This is a genomic window from Pseudoxanthomonas taiwanensis, from assembly GCF_010093135.1.
GTDB lineage: Bacteria > Pseudomonadota > Gammaproteobacteria > Xanthomonadales > Xanthomonadaceae > Pseudoxanthomonas > Pseudoxanthomonas taiwanensis.
This window is the reverse complement of the sequence record NZ_PDWK01000063.1, coordinates 1-17394: the sequence shown is the minus strand read 5'-3', so window position 1 is coordinate 17394 and position 17394 is coordinate 1. Positions and strand designations below refer to the sequence as shown.

Sequence of the window (17394 nt, the reverse complement as noted above, 5' to 3'; positions counted from 1 at the left end):
AACCAATCTGGTCGAAGGCATCAACAACAAGATCAAGGTCATCAAGCGGGTGGCCTACGGCTACCGGGACGACGCCTACTTCTTCCTGAAGATCCGGGCGGCCTTCCCCGGACTTGGGTGAAGAACCATGAACGAGCACTTCGCGCTCAAGGCCGGCCTGCAGACGCGCCACAACACCGAGGTCGAGGAGGCGGACATCAAGCGCACCGACACCCTGACCACGGTCAACCTGGTCTACACCTTCCGCTGAGCCGGGCTCACGGCCGCATGTAGACGACCGTCGCCATGCGGCCGGTGCGGCGGTCGCGGCGGTGCGAATAGAAACGCGCCGCATCGCCGATCGTGCACGGGCCGCCGCCGGGCCCCGCCGCGGGCGCCAGGCCCGCGGCGGCCAGCCGGCGCCGGGCCAGCGCGTACAGGTCCACCTTCCAGTGCCCGGGCCGGGTGGCCGCGAACGCGGCCGCGGCGCCGGGATCGTCATCGGTGAAGGCCCGGTACACTTCCTCGCCCACCTCGTAGGCCCGCGGCCCGGCCGCAGGGCCCAGCCACGCGCGCAGCCGCGCCGGGGGCGTGCGCATCGCGGCCACGGTGGCCTCCAGCACCCCGCCGGCCAGGCCGCGCCAGCCGGCATGGGCGGCGCCGACCTCGCTGCCATCCCCGGCGGCGAACACCACCGGCAGGCAGTCGGCGGTGAGGATCGCCAGCACCGCGCCCGGCACCGCGGTCACCGCGGGGTCGGCCTGCGGCTCCTGTTCCGGCGGACGCGGCGCGGCCAGCGGCGCCTCCACGCGCAGCACGGCGGTGCCGTGCACCTGCTGCAGCCAGTGCGGATGCGAGGGCAGGCCCAGGCCGGCGCGCAGCGCCTGGCGGTTGGCGGCCACCGCCGCCGGATCGTCGCCGCAGCGCGCGCCCAGGTTGAAGCGGTCGAACGGCGCGGCCGACACCCCGGGGCCGTGGCGCAGGGTGGTGAAGGCCACCACGCCCGGGGGCGCCGGCCAGTCCGCCACCAGCACCGCCTGCCCGTGTGTGTCCGCGTGCGCCGCCATCGCCCCTCCCCGCGCCCCGCTCAGCGGCGCTGGCTTTCCTTCTCTTCCCAGAGCCGGGTGTCCTCGCGCAGCAGGCGCAGCAGTCCGGCCATGTCCTCCGGCACCGGCGCGGCGGCCTTCACCGGCTGACCGGTGACCGGGTGGGCGAACTCCAGCACCTCGGCGTGCAGGGCCTGGCGGTGAAAGCCGCGCAGGCAGGCCACCAGCGCCTCGGTGGCCCCGCGCGGCAGCTTCAGCGGGCCGCCGTACAGCGGATCGCCGACGATCGGGTGGCGCAGGTGCTGCATGTGCACGCGGATCTGGTGGGTGCGGCCGGTCTCCAGGCGGCATTCCAGCGCGGTGTGGGCGCGGAAGCGCTCGCGCAGGCGGTAGTGGGTCACCGCCTCGCGGCCGTCCTCGCGCACGGCCATGCGCAGGCGGTCGCGGGGATGGCGGTCGATCGGCGCGTCGGCGGTGCCGCCGGACACCAGTGCGCCCACCACCACGGCCAGGTACTGGCGGTGGACCTGGCGCGCGGCCAGCTGCTCCACCAGGGCGGTGTGCGCCTGCAGGGTGCGGGCCACCACCATCACCCCGCTGGTGTCCTTGTCCAGGCGGTGGACGATGCCGGCGCGCGGCAGGTTGGCCAGGCCCGGGTCGCGGTGCAGCAGGGCGTTGACCAGGGTCCCGGCCGGGTTGCCGGCGCCCGGGTGGACCACCAGCCCGGCGGGCTTGTTGACCACGAACAGGTGCTCGTCCTCGTAGACCAGGTCCAGCGGGATGTCCTCGGGCACCGCCTCGGTCTGGATCTCGGCCACGGCGGCCAAGGTCACCCGCTCCCCGCCCCGGACCGGGTCGCGCGGGCGCGCCGGCCGGCCGTCCAGGAGGGCGTCGCCGGACCTGATCCAGGCGGCCAGGCGGGAACGGGAGTATTCGGGGAACAGCTCGGCCAGCACCGCGTCGAAGCGGCGGCCGGCGGCCTCGTCGGGCACGGTGGCCTGCAGGGGGGATGGGGACGGCTGGGACATGGAAATCCGGCGGCGGGAACGTTCCGGCGGCGCAAGTCAGTCGCCGGACAGGCCACTAGGCTATCATCGAGCCTCCATTTCCGCGTCCGCCTGCCCTCCCGATGGCCCATAGCCTCCGCTTTTCCGTTCCCGCACCGCTGCGCCTGGCGGCCCTGCTGCTGCTCGCCCTGTTCCTGGTCACCGGCTGCGGCCGCAACAGCAGGAAGGACGCCAACGAGGGTGCGTCGGTCGAGGAGCTGTACCGCAAGGGCCACCACATGATGGAGCGCGGCAACTGGTCCGGCGCCGAGACCACCTTCCGCCGGCTGGTCGCGCAGTACCCGTACGGCCCGTACACCGAGCAGGCGCTGATGGAGACCGCCTACGCCCAGTACAAGGCCGGCAAGCACGACGAGGCGGTGTCCACCATCGACCGCTTCATCCGCACCTACCCGACCCACCGCAACATCGCCTACTTCTACTACCTGCGCGGCCTGTCCAACTCCAACCGCGACGCGGTGTTCCTGCGCCGGGTATGGTCGCTTGACCCCAGCCGCCGCGACCTGTCCTCGCCGCAACAGGCCTACGAGGACTTCAACATCGTCGTCACCCGCTACCCGAACAGCCGCTACGCGGCCGACGCGCGCCAGCGCATGGTGATCCTGCGCAACGTGTTCGCCCGCCACGAGATCGACACGGCGCTGTACTACATGCGCCGCGGCGCCTGGCTGTCGGCCATCGGCCGCGCCAAGTACGTGCTGGAGACCTACCCGCAGAGCGACTACCAGTACGACGCCGTGGCGGCGCTGGCCGAGTCCTACAGCAGGATCGGCCAGGACAGGCTGGCCGCCGACGCGCGCCGGGTGCTGGAGCTGAACAACCCGCAGCACCCCTACCTGCGCGGCGACTGGCCCAAGTACCCGTGGGCGATCCGCCGCCTGAACCCGTTCGCCGGCGAGAAGTCGCCGACCACCGGCCAGCGCGACGTGGTGCTGGACCGCTGAACCGGCCCGCCGCGGTGGCATGCACGAAGGGCGCGCCCTCCGGCGCGCCCTTCCGCTTCCGGGCGCCGGGAGACGCCCGGCGCCGCGGCCTCAGCCGCCGAACCCGCTGCTGATCGGGTAGCGCCGCTCGCGCCCGAAGGCGCGCCGCGACACCTTGGGCCCGGGCGCGGCCTGGTGGCGCTTCCACTCGCTGATCCGCACCAGGCGCAGGACCCGGTCCACCACCGCCGCGTCGTAGCCGGCGGCGACGATCCCCGCGCGCGACTGCTCCTGGTCGATGTAGCGGCGCAGGATGCCGTCGAGCACGTCGTAGGGCGGCAGCGAGTCCGGGTCGGTCTGGTTGGCGCGCAGCTCGGCGGTGGGCGGGCGGCTGATCACCGCCGGCGGGATCACCGGCGCCCCGCCCACCGTGTTGCGCCACTTGGCCAGGCCGTAGACCTCGGTCTTGTACAGGTCCTTCAGCGGCGCGTAGCCGCCGCACATGTCGCCGTAGATGGTGGCGTAGCCGACCGCGTACTCGCTCTTGTTGCCGGTGGTCAGCAGCAGCCCGCCGAACTTGTTGGCCAGGGCCATCAGGATGGCGCCGCGGCAGCGCGACTGCAGGTTCTCCTCGGTGGTGTCGGCCCCGCGGCCCTCGAACAGCGGTCCCAGCGCCTGCAGGAAGCCCTGGAACGCCGGCTCGATCGGCACCGTCTCCAGGCGCACACCCAGCGCCGCGCACTGCTCGGCGGCCAGGTCGTTGGACTGGTCGGCGGTGTAGCGCGAGGGCAGGCGCACCGCGGTGACGTTCTCCGGGCCCAGGGCCTCGGCCGCCAGGGCCAGCACCAGGGCCGAGTCGATGCCGCCGGACAGGCCCAGCCAGGCGCGCGAGAAGCCGTTCTTGGCGCAGTAGTCGCGGATGCCGCGCACCACCGCACGCCAGGCCAGCGCGTCCATGCTCTCGTCGCCGTCGTCCATCCACTGCACCGGGGTGAAGCGGCGTCCGGCCGGGTCGTAGTCCACCACCAGCCACTGGTCGGTGAAGGCCGCCGCGGCCGGGTGCACGGTGCCGTCGCCGTCGGCCACCACCGAGGCGCCGTCGAACACCAGCGAGTCCTGGCCGCCGACCAGGTTGAGGTAGGCCACCGCCGCGCCGGTGTCGCGGGTGCGCTCGGCCAGCAGCGCGTCGCGCTGGGCGTGCTTGCCGCGCTCGAACGGCGAGGCGTTGGGCACCAGCACCAGCTGCGCGCCGGCCTGCACCGTGGCCGCCAGCGGCTCGGGGAACCACAGGTCCTCGCACACCAGCACGCCCACCGGCACGCCCTTGACCTCGAACACGCAGGGGCCGCCGTCCGGGTCCACCTCGAAGTAGCGGCGCTCGTCGAACACCGCGTAGTTGGGCAGTTCGCGCTTGCGGTAGGTGGCCTCGACGCGGCCCTCGCGCAGCACGCTGGCGGCGTTGTACAGCACGCTGCCGGCCGACTCCGGCCAGCCCACCACCGCGGTGATGCCGCGCGTGGCCGCGGCGATGCGGTGCAGGGCCGCCTCGCACCCGGCCAGGAAGGACGGGCGCATCAGCAGGTCCTCCGGCGGGTAGCCGCACACGGCCAGCTCCGGGAACAGGACGATGTCGGCGCCGAACTCGTCGCGGGCCTCGGCGATCATCGCGGCGATGCGCTCGGCGTTGCGCTCGATCGCGCCTACCGGGAAGTCGAACTGGGCCAGGGCGATGCGCAGGAAGGCACTCATGGGATCGGACGGTCGGCGGGTAGAGGGTCCATGATAGCGGCGCCGGCCGCGCCCGCCGCGTGAGGCGCCGGCGCCGCAAAAGGAAAGGCCGCCCGGAGGCGGCCTTTCCGTTGCGTGCCCGGAGGCGGATCAGCCCAGGCGGGCCTTGATCGCCGCGCCCAGGTCGCCCGGCGAGCGGACGGTGGTGATGCCGGCCGCTTCCATCGCCGCGAACTTGCCCGCGGCCGTGCCCTGGCCGCCGGAAGCGATGGCGCCGGCGTGGCCCATGCGCTTGCCCGGAGGGGCGGAGGCGCCGGCGATGAAGCCGACGACCGGCTTCTTCACGTACTGGCGCACGTACTCGGCGGCCTCCTCCTCGGCGCTGCCGCCGATCTCGCCGACCATGATGATGCCCTCGGTCTGCGGGTCCTCGTTGAACAGCTTCAGGCAGTCCACGAAGTTCAGGCCGTTGATGGGGTCGCCGCCGATGCCGATGCAGGTGGACTGGCCCAGGCCCACGTCGGTGGTCTGCTTGACCGCCTCGTAGGTCAGGGTGCCCGAGCGCGACACGATGCCGACCTTGCCCGGCTTGTGGATGTGGCCCGGCATGATGCCGATCTTGCACTCGCCCGGGGTGATGATGCCCGGGCAGTTCGGGCCGATCAGCACCACGTCCTCGTAGCACTTGAGCACGTTCTTCACGCGCAGCATGTCGAGCACCGGGATGCCCTCGGTGATGGCCACGATCACCTTGATGCCGGCGTCGGCGGCCTCGAGGATGGCGTCGGCCGCGAACGGCGGCGGGACGTAGATCACCGAGGCGTCGGCGCCGGTCTCGGCGACCGCGTCGGCGACGGTGTTGAACACGGGCAGGCCGATGTGCTGCTGGCCGCCCTTGCCGGGGGTGACGCCGCCGACGACCTTGGTGCCGTACTCGATCATCTGCTCGGCGTGGAAGGTGCCCTGCTGGCCGGTGAAGCCCTGCACGATCACCTTGGTGTTCTTGTTGACCAGAACGGACATGGTTTTAGTCCTCGATATTCATTGGGCGCCGGCTCCGGGGGCGCGGCCCCGGCCGTGGCCGGTGCCGGGGGCGTGGGCCCGGCCCCGTCCCGCCGCTGCGGCGGGGCCGGGGGGGGGCGCGCCCGTCCGGTGCCGTCGGTGGATCAGGCCGCGGCGGCGGCGGCGGCGACGGCCTTCTTGGCGCCGTCGTTGATGTCGTCGGCAGGGATGATCGCCAGGCCGGAGTCGGCCAGCAGCTTCTTGCCGGCCTCCACGTTCGTGCCTTCCAGGCGCACCACCACCGGCACCTTGACGCCCACTTCCTTGACCGCCGCGATGATGCCCTCGGCGATCATGTCGCAGCGGACGATGCCGCCGAAGATGTTGACGAAGATCGCCTTGACCTTGTCCGAGGACAGGATCAGCTTGAACGCGGTGGTCACGCGCTCCTTGGTGGCGCCGCCGCCGACGTCCAGGAAATTGGCCGGCTCGCCGCCGTTGAGCTTGATCACGTCCATGGTGGCCATGGCCAGGCCGGCGCCGTTGACCATGCAGCCGATGTTGCCGTCCATGGTCACGTAGTTGAGGTCGTGCTCGCTGGCCAGCACCTCGGTCTCGTCCTCCTGGGTCTTGTCGCGCATGGCGACCAGCTCCGGATGGCGGAACGAGGCGTTGTCGTCGGAATTGATCTTGCCGTCCAGGGCGTACAGGTCGCCGTTGGCCAGGATCGCCAGCGGGTTGAGCTCGACCAGCGACAGGTCCTTGTCGTTGAACAGGCGGTACAGCCCGCTCATGATCCTGACCAGCTGGTTGCACTGCTTGGCGTTCAGGCCCATCGCGAAGCCGATGTTGCGCGCCTGGTACGGCTGCAGGCCCTCGACGTAGTTGATGTGCAGGGTGTGGATCAGCTCCGGGGTCTCGGCGGCGACCTTCTCGATCTCCACGCCGCCCTCGGAGGAGGCGATGAAGGTGATCGACTTGCTGCCGCGGTCCACCAGCACCGACAGGTACAGTTCCTTGGCGATCTCGCCGGCCTCGGTCACCAGCACCAGGTTCACCGGCAGGGCCACGCCGCCGGACTGGTAGGTCGCCATCTTCGTGCCAAGCATCCCCGCGGCGGCGGCCTTCACGTCGTCGAGGGTCTTGCAGAACTTCACGCCGCCGGCCTTGCCGCGGCCGCCCGCGTGGATCTGGGCCTTCACCATCCACGGGCCGCTGCCCAGCGCCTTGGCAGCTTCGACCGCTTCATCCGGGGTGGACGCGACGCGCCCGGCAGGGACCGGGATGCCGTATTCGGCAAACAGTTGTTTCGCCTGGTACTCGTGGAAATTCATGCTTCACCGTTGGGTGGGGAACGGCCGCCGGGCAGGCCGCGGGCGGGCCGGAGGGCCGTGCGGGCGGGCCGGTTATTGTCGCCGCCGGCGCGCGGCGGTGCAAAAAGCCGCCCGGCGCGCCGGCCCCGTCCCCGCCTATACTCGGCCCCGTCGCGCCAGGGGAGCCCGCGCTTGAGCCAGGCCTCGCTCATCGACCGCATCGAATCCATCCCGCGGCGGGAGCTGTATTTCTTCGCGCTGTACCGGGTCCTGGAGGCGGGCCTGGTGGCCGCGCTGGTGTTCGGCCCGCTGGGGGAGCTGGTCGGCCCGCCCCACGACCACGAGATGGGCGCGGCGGTGGCGGTCACCTACCTGGTGGCGGCGGCGCTGCTGCTGGCCCTGGGCCGCGACGAGGAACGGCTGGTGCCGCTGGTGGCCGCCGGTACCTGCATCGACATCCTGGCCGCGATCCTGGCCACCCACGCCCTGCCTGCGGTGGGCGCCGGCATCGCCATGATGCTGATGTTCAACGTGGCCGCCGCGGCCATGCTGCTGCCGCTGCGCCACGGCCTGGGCCTGGCGCTGCTGGCGGCGGCAGCGCTGGTGGCCGAGCACGTCTGGGCGCTGCTTGAGGATGGCGGCCGCACCCGCTCGCTGGCCGAACTGACCATGTTCGTCACCAGCTACCTGGCCCTGGCCTGGCTGGCCCACGAGATCGGCCGGCGCGCACGCGCCAACCAGCGCCTGGCCGAGCAGCGCTCGGCCGAGGTGGCCAACCTGGTGGAGATCAACGAGATGATCATCCGCCGCATGCGCACCGGCGTGCTGGTGGTGGACGCGGACAACCGCATCACCCTGGCCAACGAGGCCGCGCTGGCACTGCTGGGCGACACCGGCCAGACCGCTTCGCCGGGCCTGGCCACGCTGGCGCCGGACCTGGCCGCGCGCCTGCAGCGCTGGCGCGCCGGCCACGAGCAGGCCGAGGACAGCCCCCTGCGCCTGCACCCGGACCAGCCCGAGGTGCAGCCGCGCTTCGCCCGCCTGCTGGCCGATTCCGACGTGACCCTGGTGTTCCTGGACGACGCCACCGTGGTCTCGCGCCGGGCCGAATCCCTGACCCTGGCCGCGCTGGGCCGCTTCTCGGCCAGCCTGGCCCACGAGATCCGCAACCCGCTGGCGGCGATCAACTACGCGGTGCAGCTGCTGGAGGAGTCGCGCAACGTGGACGACGCCGACCGCCGCCTGCTGCAGATCATCCACCAGCAATGCCAGCGTACCAATGGCATCGTCGAGAGCGTGCTCGGGCTGGCGCGGCGCGAGCGCGCCACCCCGGAGAACGTGGACCTGGGCAGCTTCGTGCGCCGCTTCGTCGACGACTCCCGGCCCCCGCTCCCGGACGGGACCGACAGCCTGGAGGCGATCATCCCGCCGCACCCGGTGCACGCCATGGTGGACCCGCGCCACCTGCAGCAGGTGCTGACCGCGCTGGTCCACAATGCGCTCAAGTACGGGCGCATCCCCGGCGAACCGGCGCGGGTGCGCCTGCGGGTGTTCCAGTCCGGCCGCCAGTCCATGATCGACGTGGTCGATCGCGGCCCCGGCATCCCCGAGGGCGTGCTGGCGCAGCTCTTCCGCCCGTTCTTCACCACCTCCGAGCACGGCACCGGGCTGGGCCTGTACATCGCCCGCGAACTGTGCCGCGCCAACCAGGCCGGCCTGGAATACGTGCCGGTGCCCGGTGGCGGCGCCTGCTTCCGCGTGACCCTGGCCGGCCCGCACAACATGCTGCCGGCCTGAGCCCCGCTTGGACCGCCCCACCGGCCACGTTATCTTTCCGGACATGACCCAAAGCCGCAGCGCCCTGATCGTCGACGACGAGCGCGATATCCGCGAACTGCTGGTCCTGACCCTGGGGCGGATGGGGCTGCGCGTGGACACGGCCGCCAACCTGACGGAGGCGCGGGCGCTGCTGGCGGCCAACCGCTACGACCTGTGCCTGACCGACATGCGCCTGCCCGACGGCAGCGGCATCGAGCTGGTCGGGCAGATCTCCCGGCACTACCCGCAGACGCCGGTGGCCATGATCACCGCCTTCGGCAACATGGAACTGGCGGTGGAGGCGCTCAAGGCCGGCGCCTTCGACTTCGTCAGCAAGCCGGTGGACATCGCCGTGCTGCGCGGCATGGTCAAGCATGCGCTGGAACTGAACAACGCCGAGCGCCCGGCGCCGGCCCCGCCGCCGCCCGAGCATGCCAGCCGCCTGCTCGGCGATTCGCCGGCCATGGCCACGCTGCGCACCACCATCGCCAAGGTCGCGCGCAGCCAGGCCCCGGTGTACATCCTGGGCGAGTCCGGCGTGGGCAAGGAGCTGGTGGCGCGCACCATCCACGAGCAGGGCGCGCGCGCGGCCGGGCCGTTCGTGCCGGTCAACTGCGGCGCGATCCCGGCCGAGCTGATGGAGAGCGAGTTCTTCGGCCACAAGAAGGGCAGCTTCACCGGCGCCCACGCCGACAAGCCCGGCCTGTTCCAGGCCGCCAACGGCGGCACCCTGTTCCTGGACGAGGTGGCCGAGCTGCCGCTGCCGATGCAGGTCAAGCTGCTGCGCGCCATCCAGGAGAAGTCGGTGCGTCCGGTCGGCGCGGCCACCGAGGTGCCGGTGGACGTGCGCATCCTCTCGGCCACGCACAAGGACCTGGGCACGCTGGTGGCCGAGGGCCGCTTCCGCCACGACCTGTACTACCGCATCAACGTCATCGGGCTGCGCGTGCCGCCACTGCGCGAGCGCACCGCCGACCTGCCGCAGCTGGCCGAGGCCATCCTCGCCCGCCTGGCCGCCGGCCAGGGCCGGTCGGCGCCGGAGCTGGCCCCGGGCGCGCTGGCGGCGCTGGCCGCCTCCCCGTTCCCGGGCAACGTGCGCGAGCTGGAGAACATCCTCGAGCGCGCCCTGGCCCTGGCCGAGGGCGAGCGCATCGACGCGGCCGACCTGCCCCTGCCGCAGGCGCCGGTGCGTGGCCCCGGCCGCGAGCCCGCCGGCGGCGGCCTGGCCGAGGCGGTGGCCGACATCGACCCGGCCGGCGGCGCCCTGCCCGACTACATCGAGCAGCTGGAACGGGCGGCGATCCAGAAGGCGCTGGAGGACAACCGCTGGAACAAGACCCGCGCCGCCGCGCAGCTGGGCATCACCTTCCGCGCCCTTCGCTACAAGCTCAAGAAGCTGGGCATGGACTGAGCGCCACGGCCCGCCGGCTCCGGGCGATAATGGCGCATGGGCACGAGCCACCTTCCCAAGAAATCGCTGGGCCAGCACTTCCTGCACGAGCGGGCCTACATCGACCGCATCGTCCAGGCCGTGGACCCGCAACCGGGCGACCGCCTGGTCGAGATCGGCCCCGGCCAGGGCGCCATCACCCTGCCGCTGCTGCGCCGCCACGGCGCGCTGACGGTGATCGAGTTCGACCGCGACCTGCTGCGGCCGCTGGCGGCCATGGCCGAGGGCCTGGGCGAGCTGTCCATCGTCCACTGCGACGTGCTGGAGGTGGACTTCACCGCGCTGGCCGGAGGCGCGCCGATCCGCCTGGTCGGCAACCTGCCCTACAACATCTCCTCGCCGATCCTGTTCCACGTGCTGGAGCACGCGGCGGTGATCCGCGACATGGTGTTCATGCTGCAGAAGGAGGTGGTGGACCGCATGGCCGCCGCCCCGGGCAGCAAGGTGTACGGGCGGCTGAGCGTGATGCTGCAGGCCTACTGCCGGGTGGCGCCGCTGTTCACGGTGCCGCCGGGCGCGTTCCGGCCGCCGCCGAAGGTGGACTCGGCGGTGGTGCGGCTGGTGCCGCGCCCGACCGCGGAGATCGGCATCCACGATCCGGCGCGCTTTGCCGGGCTGGTGCGCGCGGCCTTCGGCCAGCGCCGCAAGACCCTGCGCAACGCCCTGGCCGGGGTGTGCGACGCCGCGCACTTCGCCGCCGCCGGCCTCGACCCGCAGGCGCGCGCCGAGCAGGTGGACGTGGCCGGCTTCATCCGCCTGGCCAACGCCGCGCCGGCCGCATGACCGCCTGGCGGTCGGCGTGCCCGGCGGCCGCCTTCGCTTACACTGTCGCCATGCCGCACGCGACCTGCCACGCCACCGCCACGGAAGCCGCTCCGCGCCTCCCGGCCGCACCCGCCGGGTCCGGCGCCGGTCGCCGCGCCGCGGCGCCTTCACCGACGGGGACGGCATGAGCATCTGGGCCATCGGCGACCTGCAGGGTTGCTACGACGCCACCGCCCGCCTGCTGGAGCGCATCCGCTTCGATCCGGCGGCCGACACCCTCTGGTTCTGCGGCGACCTGGTCAACCGCGGCGGGCAGTCGCTGGAGACCCTGCGCCTGGTGCACTCCCTGCGCGAGCACAGCGTGGTGGTGCTGGGCAACCACGACCTGTCGCTGCTGGCCATCGGCGAGCGTCCGGCGGCCGAGTGGCGCAAGGTCAACCCGGACCTGCAGCGGGTGGTGTTCGCCGACGACGCCCCCGAGCTGCTGGGCTGGCTGCGCCGGCAGAAGCTGCTGCACGTGGACCGCGAACTGGGCTGGATGATGGTGCACGCCGGCCTGGCGCCGCAGTGGACCACCCAGCAGGCCGAGCAGTACGCGGCCGAGGTCGAGCGCCAGCTGCAGGGCGACGGCTACCGCGGGCTGCTGCGCAACATGTACGGGGACCGGCCGCACTGGTCGCCGGGCCTGCGCGGCCAGGACCGCTGGCGCGCGATCATCAACTGGCTCACCCGGGCCCGCTACTGCACCCCGCGCGGGCGCCTCGCCATCGAGGAGAAGGGCCCGCCCGGCACCCAGGCCGCCGGCCTGTACCCCTGGTACGAGGCCCCGGGCCGGGTCGAGCGCGACCTGAAGATCGTCTGCGGCCACTGGTCCACCCTGGGCCTGACCATCACCCAGGGCGTGCACGCCATCGACACCGGCGCGGTCTGGGGCGGGCGCCTGACCGCACTGCAGCTGGACGCGGGGGAACTGCGCGTGGTGCAGGTGCCCGGCCGCGACGCCTCCGCCCTGCCCCCGCACCTGCGCCGCGACTAGGCGCGCACGTAGTCCACGAACTCGAAGGCGTGCGCGTGGCGCGCGTCGGCCGGGTGCGCCTGCCGTTCCACCGCCCGCCACTGTGCCGGGTCGAACCGCGGGAAGAAGGCGTCGGCGCCCTCCACCGCCGTGTCCACGTGGGTCAGGTACAGGCGGGCGGGCAGCGGCAGGGGGAGCGCGTAGACCTCGGCCCCGCCGATCACGCACAGCGTGTCCGCGCCCAGCGCCGCGGCCGCCTCCATCGCCTCCCGCAGCGAGGCCACCGCCCGCATCCCCCCGTAGGGCACGCGCCCGGAACGGGTCAGCACCAGGTTGGTCCGCTGCGGCAGTGCCCGGCCCAGCGCCTCGGCGGTGCGCCGCCCCATCAGCACCGGGCGGCCGGTGGTCAGCGCGCGGAAGCGGCGCAGGTCGTCCGGCAGGTGCCAAGGCAGGCCGTTGTCGCGCCCGATGGCACGGTTACGGTCCAGCGCGGCGACCAGGGCCAGGTGCATGGCTTACACCGCCACCGGGGCCTTGATCGCCGGATGCGGGTCGTAACCCTCGATGGCGATGTCGTCGTAGGTGAAGGCGAACAGGTCGGTCACCGCCGGGTTCAGGCGCAGCCTCGGCAGCGGCCGCGGCTGCCGCTGCAGCTGCAGGCGCGCCTGCTCCAGGTGGTTGGAATACAGGTGCGCGTCGCCCAGGGTGTGGACGAACTCGCCCGCCTCCAGCCCGGTGGCCTGCGCCACCATGTGGGTCAGCAGCGCATAGCTGGCGATGTTGAACGGCACGCCGAGGAAGATGTCGCCGCTGCGCTGGTACAGCTGGCAGCTCAGGCGGCCATCGGCCACGTAGAACTGGAACAGGGCGTGGCAGGGCATCAGCGCCATCTTCGGCAGATCGGCCACGTTCCAGGCGCTGACCACCAGCCGGCGCGAGTCCGGGTTGCGGCGGATCTCCTCCACCACCCAGCGGATCTGGTCCACCACCTGCCCGTCCGCGCCCTCCCAGGCGCGCCACTGCTTGCCGTAGACCGGGCCCAGCTCGCCACTGGCGTCGGCCCATTCGTCCCAGATGGTCACGCCGTGCTCGCGCAGGTAGGCGATGTTGGTGTCCCCGCGCAGGAACCACAGCAGCTCGTGGATGATCGAGCGCAGGTGCAGCTTCTTGGTGGTGACCAGGGGGAAGCCCTCCCGCAGGTCGAAGCGCATCTGCCAGCCGAACACGCTGCGGGTGCCGGTGCCGGTGCGGTCGGACTTCGCCGTGCCATGCTCCAGCACGTGGCGCAGCAGTTCCAGGTATTGCCTCACGCCTGATCCCCCTTGGCCGGGACCGCCGGCTGCAGCACCGGGGCCGAGTGCGAGCGCCACAAGAGGAACAGGCCCAGGGCCACCAGCGGCAGGCTCAGCAGCTGGCCCATGGTCAGCCAGCCGAAGGCCAGGTAGCCCAGCTGCGGGTCCGGGACGCGGACGAATTCCACCAGGAAGCGGAAGCAGCCGTACAGCAGCGAGAACAGCCCGGAGACCGCGTAGCGCGGCCGCGGCCGGGACGAGAACCACCACAGCGCCAGGAACATCACCAGTCCCTCCAGGCAGGCCTGGTACAGCTGTGAGGGATGGCGCGCCCAGGCATCCAGCGCGCCGGCCTCGAACTGGGCGCGCAGCGTGGCCGGATCCAGGCCGCGCAGCGGCTCGGGCAGGCCGCCGGGGAAGACCACGCCCCAGCCGGCGCCGGTGGGCTTGCCCCACAGCTCGCCGCCGATGTAGTTGCCGATGCGGCCGAAGCCCAGGCCCGGCGGCACCAGCGGGGCGATGAAGTCCACCGTGTCGAAGAAGCGCAGGCCGCGCGCGCGCGACCACAGCCCCACCGCCAGCAGCACGCCCAGCAGGCCGCCGTGGAAGCTCATGCCGCCGTCCCACACCCGCAGCGGCATCAGCGGATCGCGTGCCGCCTCGCCCAGTCCGTAGAACAGCACGTAGCCGATGCGGCCGCCGAGCACGACACCGAGCATGGCGAAGAACAGCAGGTCGGAGAAACCGTTGGCATCCACGCCCGGCAGCCGCCCGGCGCGGATGCGGCGGCTGCCCAGCCACCAGGCCGCGGCGAAGCCCAGCAGGTACATCAGCCCGTACCAGTGCACGCGCAGCGGGCCGACGGAGAAAGCGACGGGGTCAATCTGGTGCAGGACGATCATCGTGCTCGGCCGCCTGGGAGGACCGCTATTGTGCCGCACGGAGCGACGGCGCGCGGGACGCGGGCCGGGCACCCGCGGAGGCGCCGGCCCGCCACGCCGTCAGAACTCGCCGGCGCCCGGCACGCGGCGGCGCAGCGCGCGGCGGCGCATCAGCAGGTTGAGCGTCTCCACCAGCACCGCGAAGGCCATGGCGAAGTAGATGTACGGCTTGGGCACGTGGACGTCGAAGCCGTCCAGCACCAGCACCACGCCGATCAGCAGGATGAAGGCCAGGGCCAGCATCTTGATGGTCGGGTTGGCGTCGATGAAGCGGCCCAGCGGGTTGGCGGCCAGCAGCATGATCGCCACCGCCACCAGGATGGCCACCACCATCACCGGGATGTGCTCGGCGATGCCCACCGCGGTGATCACCGAGTCGAGCGAGAACACGATGTCGATGATGGCGATCTGCGCGATCACCAGGCCGAACACCGCCGAGGGCCGTGTGGTGCGCGGGTCCTCGTCGTGGCCGCCGGTGATCAGCTCGTGGATCTCGCGGGTGCCCTTCACCAGCAGGAAGGCGCCACCCACGATCAGGACTAGGTCGCGCATGGAGATGCCCATGCCGGCCACGGTGAACAGGTCCGAGTGCATGCGTGCCAGCAGTGCCAGCGACACCAGCAGGCAGATGCGGGTGATGCAGGCCACGGCGATGCCGAACTTGCGCGCCACCGGGCGCCGCTCCTCCGGCAGGCGGCCGACCGCGATGGAGATGAACACCAGGTTGTCGATGCCCAGCACGATCTCCAGGGCGCTGAGCGTGACCAGGGTCAACCAGACATCGGGGTTGGCCAGGAACTCGAGATTCATCAGGGGGACCTGTTGTTGCAGCGGGGGGATTCAGGGGAGCAGCCGTGGGCCGAGCAGCAGCCCCCAGCAGAACACCACGTTGAGCATCAGCACGAACACCGCGGCCGAGCCCATGTCCTTGGCCCGGCCGGCCAGCTCGTGGTATTCGGCGCCGTAGCGCTCGATCACGGCCTCGATGGCCGAGTTGAGCAGCTCGGCGGCCAGCACCAGCAGCATCGAGCCGACCAGCAGCACCCGCTCCACCGCGTCCTGGCCCAGCCACAGGGCCAGCGGCGTCAGGATGGCGAACAGATAGACCTCCAGGCGGAACGAGGACTCGTGCATCCACGCCGCCGCCAGCCCCTGCAGGGACCAGCGGGCCGCCTTGAGGATCCGTGCGGGACCGCGCGGCAGGTGGCCGGTCCCGTCGGCCATGGTCAGGCGGACACCCCGACCCGGCGCACGCCGATGGCGCGGGCACGGGGCATCATGAACGGGTCATGCGGGCGGGGCATGGCAGGCTCGTCGGACGGCAAAGGAAGGATTTTGCCACAGCCTCCACCTGAACCCGGGCCGGCCGGCGGCGGCCACCGCCCTTGCGGCCCGCCGGCCCCGCGGGCCAGGCTGGCGCGGCACGCCACGGACCGAGGGATTCCCATGCCCCGCGCCGCCCTGCTCCTGCTGCTGCTCCTGGCCGTCTGCGGCCACGCCCAGCCACCGGAGCTGCCCGCCGCCGCGCCGCCACCGCCGGTGGACGCGGTGTCCTCCCCCGACTGGGAGGCGGACATGCGCCGCTTCGCCGCCGAGGACGCGGCCCGGCCGCCGCCGCGCGGGGCGGTGCTGTTCGTGGGCAGCTCCTCGATCCGGATGTGGGACCTGGACGCCGCCTTCCCGGAACTGGCCACGGTCAACCGCGGCTTCGGCGGCTCGCAGCTGCGCGATGCCACCTGGTACGCCGACCGCATCATCCTGCCCTACGCACCGCGCACCATCGTCCTGTACGCCGGCGACAATGACCTGGAGGCCGGCCGCACCCCGCACCAGGTGCGCGAGGACTTCCGTGCCTTCGTCCAGCGCGTGCGCCGCGGCCTGCCACACGCGCGCATCGTCTGCCTGTCGATCAAGCCCAGCCCGGCCCGGGCGCACCTGCTGCAGGCGGTGCACGCCGCCAACGTGCTGCTGCGCCAGGAGGCGGCGCGCTGGGACCGGGTGGAGTTCGTGGACGTGGCCGCGCCCATGCTCGACGGCGGCGGCCAGCCAAGGCGCGAGTTGTTCCTGGAGGACGGCCTGCACCTGAACGCGGCCGGCTACGCCCTCTGGCGCCGGCAGCTGCTGCCGCACCTGCGGCCCTGAAGGCCGATCAGCGGTCGCCGCGCAGGGCCAGCTGCTCGGCCAGGGTCAGGGCCACGTTGTCGCGCAGGTAGGCCGGCTCGACCTGCTCCGGCGGCAGCCCGCCACCGCGGGCGAAGGCCGCCGCGGCCAGACGCGCCAGGTCGGCCGCGTGCGGCAGGGCGGCGGCGTCGTGGCGCGCCAGGCGCGGGCCCAGCCGGGCCACCAGCGCGCCGCGCGCAGCGGCAAAGCCCGTGCCCACGCCCTGCCAGGGGCCGTCCGCATCCGGCAGGTCGACCTGGCCGGGGGCCAGCACCCGCTCGGCGTCCAGCGCCACCGGGCCGTCCGGGCTGCGCCGGAACGCGCCCGCGTAGACCTCGCCCATGCGCGCGTCGATCGCCGCCAGGATGTGCTCCGGTCCGTCGGCCGGGGCACCGGCGGCCAGCACCGCCAGGGTCGAGACCGGCACCACCGGCCGGTCCAGGGCCAGGGCGATGCCCTGGGCCAGGGCGATGGCCAGGCGCACCCCGGTGAAGGCGCCCGGGCCGCGGCCCACGGCGACGGCATCCAGCTGCGTGCGCGCCACCCCGGCCTCCCCCAGCAGGGCCTCGGCCCACGGCAGGGCCAGCTCGGCGTGCTGGCGGGGGGCCACCTGGAAGCGCTCGCGCACCTCCCCGTCCAGGTACAGGGCCACGGAACAGGCCTCGGTGGCGGTTTCGAAGGCGAGCAGGCGCATGGACGGTGACAGGGAAGCGGGCGGTTCAGGGTAAATGATGCGCGCGGCCGCCAGAACCGGGGCCAACGCGGGCACTAGCAGCTTGTTGAAATTCTCCCGCGCCAGAGCTTGCTTTCAAGCCCTCTGTTTGCGATATCGACCTCAGCCATAGTGGAGGGCGTGGGATGCGCGGTGCAGACGTCACTCAGGAATCGTTGTTCA

At 72.7% G+C, this 17394-nt stretch carries 18 protein-coding genes and 1 pseudogene; 8 read left to right on the top strand and 11 right to left on the bottom strand.

Annotation, left to right across the window (positions count from 1 at the left end; genetic code table 11):
- On the top strand, positions 1-121 hold a 121-nt coding region (locus tag CR938_RS11430), incomplete at its 5' end, for a transposase (protein WP_149860985.1).
- Between the two features lie 3 nt (positions 122-124).
- A pseudogene (locus CR938_RS11425) lies at positions 125-250 on the top strand (DUF481 domain-containing protein); the annotation flags it as partial.
- A 7-nt stretch (positions 251-257) separates the two neighbouring features.
- On the opposite strand, the gene pgeF reads toward CR938_RS11425, so the two are convergent.
- Positions 258-1046 (bottom strand): peptidoglycan editing factor PgeF, encoded by a 789-nt coding sequence (gene pgeF, locus CR938_RS11420; RefSeq protein WP_162125137.1) that lies wholly within the window; start codon positions 1044-1046, stop codon positions 258-260.
- A gap of 20 nt (positions 1047-1066) precedes the next feature.
- A complete protein-coding gene (gene rluD / locus CR938_RS11415; RefSeq protein ID WP_162125136.1) occupies positions 1067-2053 on the bottom strand; it encodes a 23S rRNA pseudouridine(1911/1915/1917) synthase RluD in 987 nt (328 codons plus the stop codon).
- 101 nt (positions 2054-2154) lie between these two features.
- Here rluD and CR938_RS11410 point away from each other — a divergent pair, with 101 nt between their 5' ends.
- The gene (locus CR938_RS11410; protein WP_162125135.1) at positions 2155-3036 is read left to right on the top strand and encodes an outer membrane protein assembly factor BamD; all 882 of its coding nucleotides are present in this window, start codon (positions 2155-2157) and stop codon (positions 3034-3036) included.
- Positions 3037-3126: 90 nt separating this feature from the next.
- Here the strand turns inward: CR938_RS11410 and CR938_RS11405 are convergent, their stop codons facing one another.
- The 3 genes from CR938_RS11405 to sucC form a co-directional block, all read right to left on the bottom strand.
- Positions 3127-4764: an NAD+ synthase gene (locus CR938_RS11405; protein WP_162125134.1), complete on the bottom strand. Its 1638-nt coding sequence runs from the start codon at positions 4762-4764 to the stop codon at positions 3127-3129.
- A 129-nt stretch (positions 4765-4893) separates the two neighbouring features.
- On the bottom strand, positions 4894-5766 hold the full coding sequence (sucD, locus tag CR938_RS11400; protein ID WP_162125133.1) for a succinate--CoA ligase subunit alpha: 873 nt from the start codon (positions 5764-5766) through the stop codon (positions 4894-4896).
- 143 nt (positions 5767-5909) lie between these two features.
- Positions 5910-7079, bottom strand: a complete 1170-nt coding sequence (gene sucC, locus CR938_RS11395) for an ADP-forming succinate--CoA ligase subunit beta (RefSeq protein ID WP_162125132.1) — start codon at positions 7077-7079, stop codon at positions 5910-5912.
- Between the two features lie 171 nt (positions 7080-7250).
- On the opposite strand from sucC, the gene CR938_RS11390 reads away from it, so the two are divergent.
- From CR938_RS11390 to CR938_RS11375, 4 genes are all read left to right on the top strand, one after another.
- The gene (locus CR938_RS11390) at positions 7251-8855 is read left to right on the top strand and encodes a sensor histidine kinase (protein WP_162125131.1); all 1605 of its coding nucleotides are present in this window, start codon (positions 7251-7253) and stop codon (positions 8853-8855) included.
- Between the two features lie 43 nt (positions 8856-8898).
- Positions 8899-10287, top strand: coding sequence for a sigma-54-dependent transcriptional regulator (locus CR938_RS11385; protein WP_162125130.1), 1389 nt, complete (start codon positions 8899-8901; stop codon positions 10285-10287).
- A 36-nt stretch (positions 10288-10323) separates the two neighbouring features.
- A complete protein-coding gene (rsmA, locus tag CR938_RS11380; protein WP_162125129.1) occupies positions 10324-11109 on the top strand; it encodes a 16S rRNA (adenine(1518)-N(6)/adenine(1519)-N(6))-dimethyltransferase RsmA in 786 nt (261 codons plus the stop codon).
- Positions 11110-11275: 166 nt separating this feature from the next.
- Positions 11276-12127 (top strand): symmetrical bis(5'-nucleosyl)-tetraphosphatase, encoded by an 852-nt coding sequence (locus CR938_RS11375; protein WP_162125128.1) that lies wholly within the window; start codon positions 11276-11278, stop codon positions 12125-12127.
- Here CR938_RS11375 and CR938_RS11370 read toward each other — a convergent pair.
- The 5 genes from CR938_RS11370 to CR938_RS11350 all read right to left on the bottom strand — a co-directional run bounded on the left by CR938_RS11370 (position 12124) and on the right by CR938_RS11350 (position 15563).
- Positions 12124-12618: a dihydrofolate reductase gene (locus CR938_RS11370; RefSeq protein ID WP_170296530.1), complete on the bottom strand. Its 495-nt coding sequence runs from the start codon at positions 12616-12618 to the stop codon at positions 12124-12126. The two genes, CR938_RS11375 and CR938_RS11370, sit on opposite strands and share 4 nt — an antisense overlap.
- Positions 12619-12621: 3 nt before the next feature.
- Positions 12622-13416, bottom strand: coding sequence for a thymidylate synthase (locus tag CR938_RS11365; RefSeq protein WP_162125127.1), 795 nt, complete (start codon positions 13414-13416; stop codon positions 12622-12624).
- Positions 13413-14300, bottom strand: a complete 888-nt coding sequence (gene lgt / locus CR938_RS11360; protein ID WP_162125126.1) for a prolipoprotein diacylglyceryl transferase — start codon at positions 14298-14300, stop codon at positions 13413-13415. Before lgt ends, CR938_RS11365 begins: the two co-directional genes overlap by 4 nt.
- 99 nt (positions 14301-14399) lie before the next feature.
- On the bottom strand, positions 14400-15149 hold the full coding sequence (locus CR938_RS11355; RefSeq protein ID WP_162125125.1) for a TerC family protein: 750 nt from the start codon (positions 15147-15149) through the stop codon (positions 14400-14402).
- Positions 15150-15179: 30 nt separating this feature from the next.
- On the bottom strand, positions 15180-15563 hold the full coding sequence (locus CR938_RS11350; protein WP_162125124.1) for a diacylglycerol kinase: 384 nt from the start codon (positions 15561-15563) through the stop codon (positions 15180-15182).
- A 222-nt stretch (positions 15564-15785) separates the two neighbouring features.
- Between CR938_RS11350 and CR938_RS11345 the strand changes: the two genes are divergently transcribed.
- On the top strand, positions 15786-16481 hold the full coding sequence (locus CR938_RS11345; protein WP_162125123.1) for an SGNH/GDSL hydrolase family protein: 696 nt from the start codon (positions 15786-15788) through the stop codon (positions 16479-16481).
- Positions 16482-16488: 7 nt separating this feature from the next.
- Here the strand turns inward: CR938_RS11345 and tsaB are convergent, their stop codons facing one another.
- Positions 16489-17193 (bottom strand): tRNA (adenosine(37)-N6)-threonylcarbamoyltransferase complex dimerization subunit type 1 TsaB, encoded by a 705-nt coding sequence (tsaB, locus tag CR938_RS11340; protein WP_162125122.1) that lies wholly within the window; start codon positions 17191-17193, stop codon positions 16489-16491.
- Between the last annotated feature and the right edge of the window lie 201 nt (positions 17194-17394).

What these genes read in the sequence shown, in the direction of transcription:
- pgeF (WP_162125137.1), bottom strand. Translation starts at nt 1,046, where the DNA reads ATGGCGGCGCACGCGGACACACACGGGCAGGCGGTGCTGGTGGCGGAC.
- rluD (WP_162125136.1), bottom strand. Translation starts at nt 2,053, where the DNA reads ATGTCCCAGCCGTCCCCATCCCCCCTGCAGGCCACCGTGCCCGACGAG.
- CR938_RS11410 (WP_162125135.1), top strand. Translation starts at nt 2,155, where the DNA reads ATGGCCCATAGCCTCCGCTTTTCCGTTCCCGCACCGCTGCGCCTGGCG.
- CR938_RS11405 (WP_162125134.1), bottom strand. Translation starts at nt 4,764, where the DNA reads ATGAGTGCCTTCCTGCGCATCGCCCTGGCCCAGTTCGACTTCCCGGTA.
- sucD (WP_162125133.1), bottom strand. Translation starts at nt 5,766, where the DNA reads ATGTCCGTTCTGGTCAACAAGAACACCAAGGTGATCGTGCAGGGCTTC.
- sucC (WP_162125132.1), bottom strand. Translation starts at nt 7,079, where the DNA reads ATGAATTTCCACGAGTACCAGGCGAAACAACTGTTTGCCGAATACGGC.
- CR938_RS11385 (WP_162125130.1), top strand. Translation starts at nt 8,899, where the DNA reads ATGACCCAAAGCCGCAGCGCCCTGATCGTCGACGACGAGCGCGATATC.
- rsmA (WP_162125129.1), top strand. Translation starts at nt 10,324, where the DNA reads ATGGGCACGAGCCACCTTCCCAAGAAATCGCTGGGCCAGCACTTCCTG.
- CR938_RS11375 (WP_162125128.1), top strand. Translation starts at nt 11,276, where the DNA reads ATGAGCATCTGGGCCATCGGCGACCTGCAGGGTTGCTACGACGCCACC.
- CR938_RS11370 (WP_170296530.1), bottom strand. Translation starts at nt 12,618, where the DNA reads ATGCACCTGGCCCTGGTCGCCGCGCTGGACCGTAACCGTGCCATCGGG.
- lgt (WP_162125126.1), bottom strand. Translation starts at nt 14,300, where the DNA reads ATGATCGTCCTGCACCAGATTGACCCCGTCGCTTTCTCCGTCGGCCCG.
- CR938_RS11355 (WP_162125125.1), bottom strand. Translation starts at nt 15,149, where the DNA reads ATGAATCTCGAGTTCCTGGCCAACCCCGATGTCTGGTTGACCCTGGTC.
- CR938_RS11350 (WP_162125124.1), bottom strand. Translation starts at nt 15,563, where the DNA reads ATGGCCGACGGGACCGGCCACCTGCCGCGCGGTCCCGCACGGATCCTC.
- CR938_RS11345 (WP_162125123.1), top strand. Translation starts at nt 15,786, where the DNA reads ATGCCCCGCGCCGCCCTGCTCCTGCTGCTGCTCCTGGCCGTCTGCGGC.
- tsaB (WP_162125122.1), bottom strand. Translation starts at nt 17,193, where the DNA reads ATGCGCCTGCTCGCCTTCGAAACCGCCACCGAGGCCTGTTCCGTGGCC.